Here is a 13,272-nt window from a genome sequence, read left to right as displayed (position 1 = left end):
ACGCGCCGACGCCTCAGCTGTTGCGCCGGTTGTCGAGGGCCAGGGCACCCGGACCGGCAAACACCAGATAGAGGAAAATGAAGCAGAACGAGATCGCCGAATCGCCGCCATTGTTGATGGGGAAGAAGTCGCGCGGCATGTGCGCCATGAAATAGGCGATCGCCATCTCGCCAGCCAGGAGGAAGGCGACCGGCCGGGCGAAGCGCCCAGGCGCCAAGAGAATGCCGCCCACGAATTCGAGGAGGCCAGCGGTCAGCGTCAGCCCGGTCAATGTACCGGCATGGTCGCCGGCGGGAAAATTGAACAGCTTTTGCGTACCATGTTCGATGAATTGCAGTGCCGTCATGATGCGCAATGCGGCCAGAGCCTGCGGCTGATATCTGGCAAGGCCGTCGAAAAGCTTCATCTAAGACTCCATTTCACCCCCGAACCGGCCATAGATTATCGCCCGGCAGGGGACCATTCACTTCGCATGGCCCGCCATCAACAATCAGTGATGGAAATGTTCCTCGTCCTTTCAATATTTTTCTCTCCAGGGTTGTATTTAAACCGCTATAGTTGTACTGAGATCCAGACACTCCAAACCATGTGGGTTCCGTTTGCCATGAGAAAAGTCGTCGTCAGCCTATTCGCCATCCTTGCAGGCACCAGCGTCGCCATGGCCGACGACGCCGGCTGTGCTGCTTTCAAATGGCCAGTGACGCGCGAGGAGGCCCTGTTTGCGGCGGCGCCCGCCGCGCAGTCCGGCGCTGACCTTTCGGTCGGCGAGGCTGCAGATGTGGCGTTGGCGCCGGTCGGCACGATCAGCTTCACCGTTCCGCCGGAACGCGCGCCGGCAGCCGGTACATTCGGCGCGACGGCGAGCGTGGCCGTGCCCCCGGAGGGAAAACTCCAGATCAGCCTGTCTGATGAGGCCTGGATCGATGTCGTTCAGGACGGTAAAGCCGTGAAGTCGGCGGCTTCCAGTGGTATAAAAACCTGTCCGGGGATCCGCAAGAGCGTGCGCTTCAAGCTAGCCGCCGGCCGGGCGACCATCCAGCTCAGCGGCGCCAAGAAGCCCGATCTCAAAGTTTCCGTGCTGACGCCGGAATAGTTCTCAAAGAGCGTTAGATTGGAGGGACAGCGCCCCTCTCTGTCCTGCCGGACATCTCCCCCACGAGGGGGGAGATCGGTTTTTGCTGCCGGTTTCGCCAATCGCGACGCGACGTTGCTACCGCACCGGTGCCATTAGCGCGAAATGGGCGCCTTGTGGGTCTGTGCACTGCACGATCCAGCTGCCGCCGGGGACCTCCATCGGACCCATCAGGATCTTGCCGCCATTGTCGGTGACGCGCTTGGCTGCCGCGTCGATGCCGGGCACGTTGAAATAGAACTGCCAGACCGGCACCGGGATCTGCTCGGGCTTGTTCATCATGCCGCCAACAGGCTCGGCGCCGAAGGCGAAAAGCTGGTAGACGCCCATCGGACCCATGTCCATGGCGTCGCCCTTCTCCCAGCCGAACTGGCTGGAATAGAAATCGAACGCCGCCTTCCAGTCTGACGTGTAGAGCTCATGCCAGCCGACGTTGCCGGGTGTCGTCAACGGCAGCGGCGGCTGGTCGGGGCCGCTGGGCTGCAGGAAGTTGAACATCGCGCCTTGCGGGTCGGCAACGACGGCGAAGCGGCCGACGCCAGGAATGTCGTCGGGCTCGCGGTGAACCGCGCCACCAGCCTTCTTGAGGGACGCCGTTGCGGCATCGACGTCCCTGGTGAGGATATAACCGATCCAAGCCGGCGGCATGCCCATCTTGCGCGCGTCCTCGGGCAGCGTCATCAGCCCGCCGACGCCGCGCTCGCCGACATTCATGACGATATAGCGCGGCATGCCCTGGGCCCCTTCGAAAGGCTGCCCCCTCCAGCCCACCACGGAGGTGTAAAACGCCTCGGCGGCGTCGAGATCGGTGGTCATCAGCTCGTACCAGAAGAAAGGCATGGGGGACTGTGGCATTGTCGTGCTCCTTGCGGTTTGTACATCGATCATGCGCGATCCATTCTAGGACGATCTTCACGACGAAAATCCGACAGCCAACCAAAAAAGATGGCGGCGAATTGGAAATGTTACCGGGTTGTGCGCCCTGCGGTTTTCGATCTTGCTTGCAGTCAACGAGGGGTTGTTGATCCATGCGCCGGGATCTCGCTCACTTCCGAACTTGTCGCGCTGTGCCATCGAGAGAGCCAATCCGTACCTGCTTCGTGACGCATGGCCGTTTGGAAAACATGACTATTATAATCATGTTTTTTGAAGGTTTTCAGCGGGTTGCGGCGAAAATTGACCAATTGATAAAAAAATAAAACGTGCTAGCCTTCCCCAAAACAAGAACATGGGGAACTGACGATGCCAGAAGGCCAGTTCAAGCAAGGCATTGCCGGCGGGCGGCTCTCGCCGGAGCAATATGCCGATAATTTTGCCGACCTGCATCCACCGCTCGATCATCACGAGGCGCTGGTCGAGTCCGACCGCTGCTATTTCTGCTATGACGCGCCGTGCATGAATGCATGCCCGACTTCGATCGACATCCCGCTGTTCATTCGCCAGATTTCGACGGGCAATCCGATCGGCTCAGCCAAGACTATTTTCGATCAGAACATTTTGGGCGGCATGTGCGCCCGCGTCTGCCCGACCGAGACGCTGTGCGAAGAGGTCTGCGTGCGCGAGGTGGCAGAAGGCAAGCCGGTGCAGATTGGTCGCCTTCAGCGCTACGCCACCGATGTCGCGATGGCCGAAAACAAGCAGTTCTACAAGCGCTCCGAACCGACCGGCAAGACGGTCGCCGTGGTCGGCGCCGGACCGGCCGGGCTTGCGGCCGCGCATCGGCTTGCCCGCCACGGTCACGACGTGACCATCCTGGAAGCCCGCCCGAAGCCCGGCGGCCTCAATGAGTACGGTATCGCGGCCTATAAGAGCGTCGACAATTTCGCCCAGGCCGAAGTCGACTATGTCACCTCCATCGGCGGCATCGACATCCAGAACGGCAAGGCGCTCGGCCGTGACTACCAGCTGTCGGACCTGACCAGGAATTACGATGCGGTGTTCCTCGGCATGGGGCTTGCCGGCGTCAATGCCTTGCGAGCGGATGGCGAGGAGGCGCAAGGCGTCACCAATGCCGTCGAGTTCATTGCCGAGCTTCGTCAGGCCAGTGATCTGGCCAGCCTGCCGGTCGGCCGGCGTGTTGTCGTCATCGGCGGCGGCATGACGGCGATCGACGCGGCGGTGCAATCGAAGCTGCTCGGAGCCGAAGAGGTGACGATCTGCTATCGGCGCGGCCCTGAGCACATGAATGCTTCCGAATTCGAGCAGGATCTGGCTGCCGCCAACGGCGTCATCATCCGGCACTGGTTGCAGCCGAAGCGGGTCATTGCCGACGCTGGCAAGGTGTCGGCGATCGAGCTCGAATACACCGCGATGGACGGCGACAGGCTCGTCGGCACCGGCGAGCGGCTGACGCTGACTGCCGACCAAGTGTTCAAGGCGATCGGCCAGAGCTTTGTCCCAGCTGCGCTCAACGGCAGCGGTGCGGAGATCGCGCTGGAAGCCGGCCGCATCAAGGTCGACGCCGAAGGCCGCACCTCGCTGCCAAACGTCTGGGCCGGCGGCGACTGCATCTTTGGCGGCGACGACCTGACAGTCTCGGCCGTCGCGCAAGGCCGCGATGCTGCGGAAGGCATTCATCGGGCATTGACCTCGAACGGGAGGGCATGAGCATGGCAGACATCCGCAATAATTTCGTCGGCATCAAATCGCCGAACCCGTTCTGGCTGGCGTCGGCGCCGCCGACCGACAAGGCCTACAACGTCATCCGCGCCTTCAAGGCCGGCTGGGGCGGTGTCGTCTGGAAGACGCTGGGCGAAGAGGGCCCACCGGTGGTCAACGTCAACGGGCCACGCTATGGCGCCATCTGGGGCGCAGATCGTCGCCTGCTTGGCCTGAACAACATCGAGTTGATTACCGACCGCGACCTGCAGGTCAATCTGCGCGAGATCAAGCAGGTCAAGATGGACTGGCCCGACCGGGCGATCGTCGTCTCGCTGATGGTGCCGTGCGAGGAGCATGCCTGGAAGGCGATCCTGCCGGTGGTCGAGGAGACCGGCGCCGACGGCATAGAGCTCAATTTCGGCTGCCCGCACGGCATGTCGGAACGCGGCATGGGTGCCGCCGTCGGCCAGGTGCCGGAATACATCGAAATGGTGGTGCGCTGGTGCAAGGCCAACACCCGTATGCCGGTGATCACCAAGCTGACGCCGAACATCACCGACATACGCAAGCCGGCACGCGCTGCCCTTGCCGGCGGCACCGATGCGGTGTCGCTGATCAACACCATCAATTCGATCACCGGCGTCAATCTCGATAGTTTCGCACCGGAGCCGACGATCGACGGCAAGGGTTCGCATGGCGGCTATTGCGGTCCGGCGGTGAAGCCGATCGCCATGAACATGGTGGCCGAGATCGCGCGCGACCCTGAAACGCATGGCCTGCCGATCTCCGGCATCGGCGGCATCACCACCTGGCGTGACGCCGCCGAGTTCATGGCGCTCGGCGCCGGCAATGTGCAGGTGTGCACTGCGGCGATGACCTATGGCTTCAAGATCGTGCAGGAGATGATCGCCGGCCTGGAAAACTGGATGGACGAGAAGGGCCATGCCTCGCTCGACGACATCATCGGCCGCGCAACGCCCAACGTCACCGACTGGCAGTACCTCAACCTCAATTACATCGCCAAGGCGCGCATCGACCAGGACGCCTGCATAAAATGCGGCCGCTGCCACATCGCCTGCGAGGACACCTCGCACCAGGCGATCACCAGCATGGTCGACGGCGTCAGGCATTTCGAAGTGATCGAGGCCGAATGCGTCGGCTGCAATCTCTGCGTCAATGTCTGTCCGGTCGAGAACTGCATCACCATGGAGCCTTTGGCGGCCGGCGTGATGGACCAGCGCACCGGCAAGCCGGTATCGCCGATCTATGCCAACTGGACGACGCATCCGAACAATCCGATGGCCAAGGTGGCGGCGGAGTAGCATTGCGAAAAAAAGCGGCGTTCACGGGCGCCGCTTTTTAATTTTCCTATTGCGGATAAAAACTATCCACGATAATCTATATCCATGAATGGGAGAGCGAAATGAAGCTGGGCGAAGGCGTCGAAGCGGCCATCCACTGCGCCGCGATGCTTGCCGGCGTTGATGGCGCCGCGACCTTGCCGGGTGCTGCCATGGCCGAAGCGTTCGGGCTGTCGCCGAGCTATCTGCTAAAGCATCTCAACGCGCTGACAGCGTCGGGCATTCTGGAATCGGTGCCGGGGCCGTCCGGCGGCTACCGGCTGGCACGGCCGGCGGAACGCATAACGCTGCTCGATATCGTACTGGCCGTCGAGGGGCGCGAACCGGCCTTCCGCTGCGCCGAAATCCGCCAGCGCGGCCCGGCGAAGCTCGATGCCTCGGTCTATGTCAAACCCTGCGGCATCAACGTGGCAATGCTGAAGGCCGAACGTGCCTATCGCGCCGCGCTCGCCGACGCCCGGCTGTCCGACATCGTTGCGGAATACACGGCCGATGCCGATCCCCGTTCGGTCGCGGCCAACTGCGCCTTCGTCGGGCGCCACCAGCGGCCGCAGAAATCAAGTTCAACCAAGCAAGCATGAAAGGCTACAGACGATGAAACAGAGGCTGCAATTTTTCGGCGCGGCGCCGGAGATCATGAAGGCGGTGTCGGCGCTCAACAAGGCAGTCGACGAATGCGGGCTCGAAAAAAGCCTGTTGCATCTGATCAAGCTCAGGGCGTCGCAGATCAACGGCTGCTCGTATTGCGTCGAGATGCACAGCCGCGAAGCGCGCCGCGACGGCGAAAGCGAGCAGCGGCTCTATCTGGTCTCCGCCTGGAAGGAATCGCCGCTGTTTTCGGAGCGCGAACGCGCAGCCTTCGCCTGGACCGACGCGCTGACCAGGATCGCCGACAACGGTGTGTCGGACGAACTCTATGCAAGGACGCTTGAGCATTTCTCGGAAGAGGAACTGGTCAAGCTCTCGGTTGCGCTCGGCATGATCAACACCTGGAACCGGCTTTGCGTTCCGTTCCATGCAATCCATCCGATGCCAGCGGTCTTGGCCGCTTGAGCATGGACCAGGCGCGCAGCCTTGCGCCGCGCGCCTCTTTTCTGCCCAAGGACCTGACAGCATGTTTTCAAACTTTGATAGTGAGATACTATTCGCCGCCCGCTTGCTGCTTGGCGGCGCCTTTGTCTTTGCCGGCCTGCGCAACGTTCAGAACGCGGCATTGGTGAGCCAATTGATGACGACGCGCGGCGTGCCGCAGGCACGGCTGGTGCTGTGGCTGGGGATAGTCCTGCAGATGGTCGCCGGAGCACTGGTGATTGTGGGCATCTGGACCGCTGCCGCCGCTCTGTGCCTGATCCTGTTCCTGATCGTTGCCACGCCGATGTTTCATAACTTCTGGAATCATCAGGGCCCGGAGCGCGCGTCCCGCATCAACGGTTTTGTCGGCAACGTCGCGCTGACCGGAGGATTTCTGGCGCTGATCGCGCAATCGCTTTGACAGCGATCATCGCGTCGAGGTAGCCGCGTTACGCCGCATACCGCAAGCCGCCATCACAGGTCAGGACCTGGCCGGTAACGAAACTGTTCGAAACCAGGAACGCAATCGCCTCGGCGACGTCCTCGGCGCGACCGATACGGCCGACCGGCGTCTTGCCGGCATACTCGGCAAACACCGCCTGCCGCTGCCCATCGGGCAGAAAATCCCACCATGGCGTGTCGATGACACCCGGTGCCACGACATTGACGCGTAACGGCTTCAGCTCCATTGCCAGGATCGGCACCACGGTCAGCAGCATGCCGTTGACGGCGGCGATGCCGGCGACACCCGGCGCCGACAATTGCGCCGACACCGCCGAGATGAAAGTCACCGAGCCACTCTTGTTCAGTGTCGGCAAGGCCGCCTGCAGGCAGGAGAGCTGTGGCCGGACCTTCTCGTCGACGCCACCGCCGATGTCGGTCAGGTCAAGCGTTTCGAACGGGCCGAGCCCCTTGCCGCCGCTGGCGGCCAGCACCAGGTGATCGAAAGGGCCGAGGTCGCTGAAGAACCGGCGAACCTCGTCCGGTTTCGCGGCATCGAAGGCAGCTTTTTCGACCGCACCGCCAAGGCTTTGCCATGCGTTGTCGAGCCTTTCCTGGTTGCGCCCGGTCATCGTCACCTTCATCCCCAGGCCGAGCAGCTCTTTCGCGGTGGCGAGGCCGATGCCGGAGGAGCCGCCGACGACGACGGTGTGATAGGTTTTCTCGGTCATGAATTTTCCTTCTTCGATGTTGCGGAAGCGGGTGCGAGCCCGACAAGGCCGAGGCTCAATTCGCGCAACTGCTGCCTTGCCTTTGCGTCATAGGCTTGCGCATCGGCGCGGGATTCTCTTTGGCCGTCGAAATAGAGGCCGCTTCGCCCTTCGAGTGCCGGCGATGTGGCGAGGTTGGTGATGGCTTCGGCGCCGGTTTCGACCGAGCTCCACGGCGTGATGCCCGCCTGCCGCACCATCGTGGTGTTCATGTAGCTTGCGGGATGCAAGCTGTTGACGGTCACATTGGTGCCGTTCAGCTGCTCCGCCAGATCGATGGTGAACATGATCTGCGCCAGCTTGCTCTGGCAGTAGGCACGGACGCCGTCATAGGAGCGGGTCAGCATGACGTCGTCGAAATCGATCGCCTGCTGGCCGGCCGAGGCGACGTTGACAATGCGCGCCGGCGCGCTGGCCTTGAGCAGCGGCAGCAGCTCCATGGTGAGCAGGAAGCCGGCGAGATAATTGACAGCAAAGCGCAGTTCGTAGCCGTCGGCACTGACTTGTCGTTTGGAGTTGGGACCGGCGGTGCCGACGCCAGCATTGTTGATGAGGATTTCGAGCCGCTTGGTCCTTGCGCTCACGGCCTCCGCGAGGCGGCGGACTTCCGCCAGGGAGGAGAGATCGGCGACGAGCAGCTCGGCCTTGCCGCCGGCGGCTTCGATTTCGGCCACGATCGCCTTGCCCCTTGTCGCGTCGCGGCCATGCACCAGGATGCGGGCGCCGCCAGCGCCGAGCCTTTGCGCGACGACGCGGCCGACGCCGTCGGTCGACCCGGTGATGAGGATTGTCTTGTCTGTCAGTTCCATGTTCAGAGCCTCCATCTCATCGCTCTGAGCGGAAAGATGGGGCACCAGCCACTTGCCAAACAGTTCAAACTTTATCCTGGTATCGATACTGCTATAATAGCGCCGATGGATTCCACCACGCACTCCGCCGAAGACAGCCGCCGCCGCGAGCTTGGCGCCTTCCTGCGCTCGCGGCGCGAAAGGCTGACGCCTTCGGCCACCGGCATCTCGACGGGGTTGCGCCGGCGCACGCCCGGGCTGCGGCGCGAGGAGGTGGCGATGATCGCCGGCGTCGGTACGACCTGGTACACCTGGCTGGAGCAAGGTCGTGACGTTCGGCCGTCGGTGGAAGTGCTGACCGCACTCAGCCGGGCGCTGCGCCTGGACGCGGCCGAGCAGCGGCATCTGTTCATCCTTGCCGGCCGACCGCAGCCGGAGCGTCGCGTCGACGCGCCGGAAAAGGTCGATAGTCCGTTGCTGCACATGCTGCAGAGCCTGGTCCTGCAGCCGGCCTATGTCCTTGGGCGGCGCTGGGATGTGCTGGCCTGGAACTCTGCCGCGGCAGCCGTGTTCGGCGACTATGGTTTGCTGGAGGGCGATTCCCGTAACATCGTCCACATGGTTTTCACCAGCCCGCAGCATCGGCGCCTGCTCGTCGACTGGGAGGAACTGGCGCGTGCCGTGCTGGCGTCATTCCGGGCAGAAAGCGCCAGATATGTCGGCGATCCGGATTTCGAGCGGCTGATCGCGCTGATGACGCGCTCGAGCCCGGAGTTTCGCGCCTGGTGGCCGTTGCGCGACGTGGCCCGCAACCTATCGGGAGTGAAGCATGTCCGGCACCCGATAGCGGGCGCCATGGCTTTCGAGCATATGAGCCTGTCGATCGACGACGGCTCGGATATGAAGCTGATCGTCTACACGCCGCTCGCCGAGCAGAACTCGATCGCCAAGCTCGAACAGCTGCTGGAGACGCTTCCGGCCGAGCGGCGCAGCGCGTGAACCCTATCTTTGTTTGACCATGATCTTGTCCGAAAACCGGCTTCCACTTTTCGGGATCATGGTCGTCAGCCTTTCGGCTTCAGCCCGTCGATGAACAGTTGCTCGAGAAACCTTGCGGCATCCTCGAAGCGGCCGTCGCCACCGCGGTCGGGGCCGAGCACGGCGCGGACCTGGACGTCGAAATCGGCATAATGCTGCGTCGTCGCCCAGATCGAGAAGATCAGGTGCCAGGGGTCGGTGCGGGCAATCTTACCGGCGCGCATCCAGCCCTTGATGACATTGGCTTTCTCGTCGACCAGCGTCTTCAACTCGCCTTCCAGCATCGGCATGATGCGCGGCGCGCCCTGCAGGATCTCGTTGGCGAACAGCCGGCTCTCGCGCGGGAAATCGCGCGCCATTTCGAGCTTGCGCCGGATGTAGCTGCGCAGTTCGGTCAAGGGGTCGCCGATATCGTCGAGTTCGCGCAGCGGCGCCAGCCAGGTGTCGAGAAGCCGCTGCATCAGCGTCTTGTGGATGTCCTCCTTGCGGCGGAAATAATAGAGCAGGTTCGGCTTCGACATGCCGGCGGCTTCGGCGATCTGGTCGATGGTCGAGCCGCGAAAACCATTGGTCGAAAAGACTTCGAGCGCCGCTTCGAGGATGAGCTCGCGCTTTTCCAGCTGGATGCGGGTGCGGCGAGGAGTGGAGCTTTCGACCGCTCCCGTCACCTCGAAAAACCTTCGCTGCGAGGAGCGTCTGGACCAATTCTCTGGACCAGTTTTTCTCCGCCCTGTGGAGCGCACTTCGAAAGCCGCATTTCCGCTAGTAATCCCTTGACCGCTGATAGAGCGGTGCTAACGTTTGTCCAACCGGTCAAAAATTTGCGTAGCACGAAAACACAGCAAAGACCAAGTGTTGGAAAGACCAGGCGTTAGCCGCACCGAAACAGGTTACAAGGGGAAGTCTTGGTCATGTCCAACCGGCTGAAAGTCACGCCGAACGATCTCAGTGCATTCTGGATGCCGTTCACGGCAAACCGGCAGTTCAAGCAGGCGCCGCGCATGATGGTGTCGGCCAAGGACATGCATTACACGACCAGCGACGGGCGCAAGGTTCTCGACGGCACCGCCGGCCTGTGGTGTGTCAATGCCGGCCACTGCCGCCCAAAGATCACCGAGGCGATCCAGAGCCAGGCGGCCGAGCTCGACTATGCGCCGGCGTTCCAGATGGGCCACCCGATCGTGTTCGAGCTGGCGAACCGGCTGGTCGATATCGCGCCGAAGGGCATGGACCATGTGTTCTTCACCAATTCCGGATCGGAATCGGTCGAGACCGCGCTGAAGATGGCGATCGCCTATCACCGCGTAAAAGGCGAGGGTTCGCGCACCCGTCTGATCGGCCGCGAACGCGGCTATCACGGCGTCAATTTCGGCGGCATCTCGGTCGGCGGCATCGTCACCAACCGCAAGATGTTCGGCACACTGCTCGGCGGCGTCGATCACATGCCACACACGCATCTGCCGGAAAAGAACTCCTTCACCAAGGGCGTGCCCGAGCATGGCGCGGAACTGGCGAACGAGCTGGAGCGCATCGTCGCACTGCACGACGCCTCGACCATCGCCGCCGTCATCGTCGAGCCGGTTGCCGGTTCCACCGGCGTCATCCTGCCGCCGAAGGGCTATCTGCAGAAGCTGCGCGAGATCTGCACCAAGCACGGCATTCTTCTGATTTTCGATGAGGTCATCACCGGTTTCGGCCGTCTCGGTACGCCGTTTGCCGCCGACTATTTCGGCGTCACGCCGGATATCATGACCACGGCGAAGGGCGTCTCCAACGGCGTCATCCCGATGGGCGCGGTGTTCGTGAAGAAGGAAATCCACGACGCCTTCATGACCGGGCCCGAGCACATGATCGAGTTCTTCCACGGCTACACCTATTCAGGCAATCCGATCGCCTGCGCGGCGGCGCTGGGCACGCTCGACACCTACAAGGAAGAGGGGCTGCTGACGCGCGGCGAGGAACTGGCGCCGTACTGGGAGGACGCGCTGCACTCGCTGAAGGGCGAGCCGAACGTCATCGACATCCGCAACATCGGCCTGATCGGTGCAATCGAGCTGGCGCCGATCGCCGGCCAGCCGACGAAGCGGGCTTTCTCGGCCTTTGTCAAGGCGTTCGAGCGCGGTGCATTGATCCGCACCACCGGCGACATCATCGCGCTGTCGCCGCCGCTGATCATCACCAAAGGCCAGATCAACGAATTGATCGACCATGTGCGCGAAGTGCTGAGGGCGGTGGATTGAACCAGGCGCAGCTTTCCCTCCCCCTCGAGGGGAGGGTGGCCGCGAAGCGGCCGGGTGGGGTCGGTGCGGCAGCGCGCCAACCTGACCTTCGGCCGCGTAGGTGCCTGTGATGCCGCGGACCCGCGTGAGCTTCGAAATGCGCCAAAAGGCGCGCGCGCTTCGGGTTCATGCGACCAAAGGCGAATCGCTGCTTTGGTATGAACTGCGCGAATTGAAATCGGCCGGGATGAAATTCCGCCGCCAGTGTCCGATCGGGCCTTACATCGTCGACTTTACCTGCCTCGCGGTAAAGCTGGTCGTTGAAGTCGATGGTGATCTGCACGAACAGGAGAAGGGCAAACGGCACGACGCCGTCCGTGATGCCTATCTGCGATCGCTTGGGTTCGATATCTTTCGCGTCGATGAGCCCGATGTCATAAACAGCGCTTGGCATGTCGCACAGGTGGTCAAGGAGAAGGTCGCGCGCATGTCAGCCGACCCCACCCGACCGCTTCGCGGCCACCCTCCCCTCGAGGGGGAGGGGGACGCTGGCGTGCCGCAACCGATGAGGTTTTAGAATATGGCCGCCCCCGGCGAGAATCTGCGAATCAATTCAGACCGTTTGTGGGATTCGATAATGGAGATGGCGAAGATCGGCCCTGGCATTGCCGGCGGCAACAATCGCCAGACCGTTACCGACGAGGACGGCGAAGGGCGGCACCTGTTCAAGCGCTGGTGCGATGAGGCGGGGCTCGAAATGGGCGTCGACGAGATGGGCACGATGTTTGCCCGTCGCGAAGGCACCGATCCCAGCCTGCCGCCGGTCTATGTCGGCAGCCATCTCGACACCCAGCCGACCGGCGGCAAGTATGACGGCGTGCTCGGCGTGCTCGGCGGGCTGGAGGTCGTGCGCTCGCTAAACGATCTCGGCATCAAGACAAAGCACCCGATCGTCGTCACCAACTGGACCAACGAGGAAGGCGCGCGCTTTGCGCCGGCCATGATGGCGTCCGGCGTTTTCGCCGGCGTGCTCGATCAGGCCGACGTTTATTCGCATGTCGACAAGGACGGCAAGAAATTCGGCGAGGAGCTCGAACGGATCGGCTGGAAGGGGACCGAGAAAGTCGGCGAGCGCAAGATCCACGCCTTCTTCGAATTGCATATCGAGCAGGGCCCGATCCTCGAGGACGAGGGTATCGACATTGGTGTCGTCACCCATGGGCAAGGGTTGAAATGGCTGCAGGTGACGCTGACCGGCAAGGAGGCGCATACCGGTTCGACGCCGATGCCGAAGCGGCGCAATGCCGGGCTCGGCATGGCGCGGGTGATCGAATTGGTGCACGAGATCGCCATGGACTACCAACCCGACGCCGTCGGCGCGGTCGGCCATATGGAGGTCTATCCGAACTCGCGCAACATCATCGCCGGCCGCACCGTCTTCACCATCGACATCCGCTCGCCGGAAAAGAAGGTGCTGGACGCTATGGACGGCCGCATCCGCGAAGGCATCGACACGATCTGTGACGCGCTCGACATCAAATATCAAATCGATCAGGTCGGCCATTTCGACCCGGTCACCTTCGACGCGGGCTGCGTCAAGGCTGTGCGGGATGCGGCGGAGCGCCTGGGCTATACGCATCGCAATATCGTCTCCGGCGCCGGCCATGACGCCTGCTGGATCAACCGCGTCGCACCCACCGCAATGGTGATGTGCCCCTGCGTCGACGGTCTCAGCCACAACGAGGCCGAGGAAATCACCAAGGAATGGGCAGCGGCCGGCGCCGACGTGCTGTTCCACGCGGTGGTCGACACGGCGGTGATTGTCGAATGATGGGGTAGCTGCCGCCTCGC

At 62.6% G+C, this 13,272-nt stretch carries 15 protein-coding genes; 10 read left to right on the top strand and 5 right to left on the bottom strand.

The features are described 5' to 3' along the window. Nucleotides 1–13: 13 nt before the first annotated feature. The gene (locus tag NKJ46_RS16425; RefSeq protein WP_352564389.1) at nt 14–406 is read right to left on the bottom strand and encodes a DoxX family protein; all 393 of its coding nucleotides are present in this window, start codon (nt 404–406) and stop codon (nt 14–16) included. Between the two features lie 180 nt (nt 407–586). On the opposite strand from NKJ46_RS16425, the gene NKJ46_RS16420 reads away from it, so the two are divergent. Next, nucleotides 587–1,093, top strand: coding sequence for a hypothetical protein (locus NKJ46_RS16420; RefSeq protein WP_352564538.1), 507 nt, complete (start codon nt 587–589; stop codon nt 1,091–1,093). Nucleotides 1,094–1,210: 117 nt separating this feature from the next. Here NKJ46_RS16420 and NKJ46_RS16415 read toward each other — a convergent pair whose 3' ends face one another. Continuing rightward, a complete protein-coding gene (locus tag NKJ46_RS16415; protein WP_352564391.1) occupies nt 1,211–1,987 on the bottom strand; it encodes a VOC family protein in 777 nt (258 codons plus the stop codon). 387 nt (nt 1,988–2,374) lie between these two features. Here NKJ46_RS16415 and NKJ46_RS16410 point away from each other — a divergent pair, with 387 nt between their 5' ends. From NKJ46_RS16410 to NKJ46_RS16390, 5 genes are all read left to right on the top strand, one after another. After that, on the top strand, nt 2,375–3,739 hold the full coding sequence (locus NKJ46_RS16410) for an NAD(P)-dependent oxidoreductase (protein ID WP_352564393.1): 1,365 nt from the start codon (nt 2,375–2,377) through the stop codon (nt 3,737–3,739). Nucleotides 3,740–3,741: 2 nt separating this feature from the next. Then, nucleotides 3,742–5,055 (top strand): NAD-dependent dihydropyrimidine dehydrogenase subunit PreA, encoded by a 1,314-nt coding sequence (gene preA, locus NKJ46_RS16405; protein ID WP_352564395.1) that lies wholly within the window; start codon nt 3,742–3,744, stop codon nt 5,053–5,055. Nucleotides 5,056–5,156: 101 nt separating this feature from the next. Then, nucleotides 5,157–5,675 (top strand): RrF2 family transcriptional regulator, encoded by a 519-nt coding sequence (locus NKJ46_RS16400; RefSeq protein WP_352564397.1) that lies wholly within the window; start codon nt 5,157–5,159, stop codon nt 5,673–5,675. 13 nt (nt 5,676–5,688) lie between these two features. Then, the gene (locus NKJ46_RS16395; RefSeq protein WP_352564399.1) at nt 5,689–6,147 is read left to right on the top strand and encodes a carboxymuconolactone decarboxylase family protein; all 459 of its coding nucleotides are present in this window, start codon (nt 5,689–5,691) and stop codon (nt 6,145–6,147) included. 61 nt (nt 6,148–6,208) lie between these two features. After that, nucleotides 6,209–6,586, top strand: coding sequence for a DoxX family protein (locus NKJ46_RS16390; protein ID WP_352564400.1), 378 nt, complete (start codon nt 6,209–6,211; stop codon nt 6,584–6,586). A gap of 28 nt (nt 6,587–6,614) precedes the next feature. On the opposite strand, the gene NKJ46_RS16385 is transcribed toward NKJ46_RS16390, so the two are convergent. Together NKJ46_RS16385 and NKJ46_RS16380 are read right to left on the bottom strand one after the other, a co-directional pair. Beyond that, a complete protein-coding gene (locus NKJ46_RS16385; RefSeq protein WP_352564402.1) occupies nt 6,615–7,337 on the bottom strand; it encodes an SDR family oxidoreductase in 723 nt (240 codons plus the stop codon). Next, the gene (locus NKJ46_RS16380) at nt 7,334–8,185 is read right to left on the bottom strand and encodes an SDR family NAD(P)-dependent oxidoreductase (protein WP_352564403.1); all 852 of its coding nucleotides are present in this window, start codon (nt 8,183–8,185) and stop codon (nt 7,334–7,336) included. Before NKJ46_RS16380 ends, NKJ46_RS16385 begins: the two co-directional genes overlap by 4 nt. A 105-nt stretch (nt 8,186–8,290) precedes the next feature. On the opposite strand from NKJ46_RS16380, the gene NKJ46_RS16375 reads away from it, so the two are divergent. After that, nucleotides 8,291–9,163: a helix-turn-helix transcriptional regulator gene (locus tag NKJ46_RS16375; protein WP_352665956.1), complete on the top strand. Its 873-nt coding sequence runs from the start codon at nt 8,291–8,293 to the stop codon at nt 9,161–9,163. Nucleotides 9,164–9,228: 65 nt separating this feature from the next. On the opposite strand, the gene NKJ46_RS16370 is transcribed toward NKJ46_RS16375, so the two are convergent. Further along, complete coding sequence (locus NKJ46_RS16370; RefSeq protein ID WP_352564406.1) at nt 9,229–9,870, bottom strand: TetR family transcriptional regulator C-terminal domain-containing protein; 642 nt, start codon at nt 9,868–9,870, stop codon at nt 9,229–9,231. A gap of 243 nt (nt 9,871–10,113) precedes the next feature. Here NKJ46_RS16370 and aptA point away from each other — a divergent pair, with 243 nt between their 5' ends. The 3 genes from aptA (at nt 10,114) to NKJ46_RS16355 (ending at nt 13,252) form a co-directional block, all read left to right on the top strand. After that, nucleotides 10,114–11,442 carry an omega-aminotransferase AptA gene (gene aptA, locus NKJ46_RS16365; RefSeq protein WP_352465212.1) on the top strand — a complete coding sequence of 443 codons (1,329 nt, stop codon included), beginning with the start codon at nt 10,114–10,116 and terminating at the stop codon, nt 11,440–11,442. Between the two features lie 109 nt (nt 11,443–11,551). Continuing rightward, nucleotides 11,552–11,998, top strand: coding sequence for an endonuclease domain-containing protein (locus tag NKJ46_RS16360; RefSeq protein WP_352564410.1), 447 nt, complete (start codon nt 11,552–11,554; stop codon nt 11,996–11,998). 3 nt (nt 11,999–12,001) lie between these two features. Beyond that, entirely contained in the window at nt 12,002–13,252 is a 1,251-nt protein-coding gene (locus NKJ46_RS16355) for a Zn-dependent hydrolase (RefSeq protein ID WP_352564411.1), read from the top strand. The last annotated feature ends 20 nt before the right edge of the window (nt 13,253–13,272 follow it).

Origin of the sequence: Mesorhizobium sp. M0166 (assembly GCF_040322255.1) — a bacterium.
Classification (GTDB): Bacteria; Pseudomonadota; Alphaproteobacteria; order Rhizobiales; family Rhizobiaceae; genus Mesorhizobium.
The sequence above is the reverse complement of the archived record's forward strand: the minus strand, read 5'-3'. Positions and strand labels throughout refer to the sequence as shown.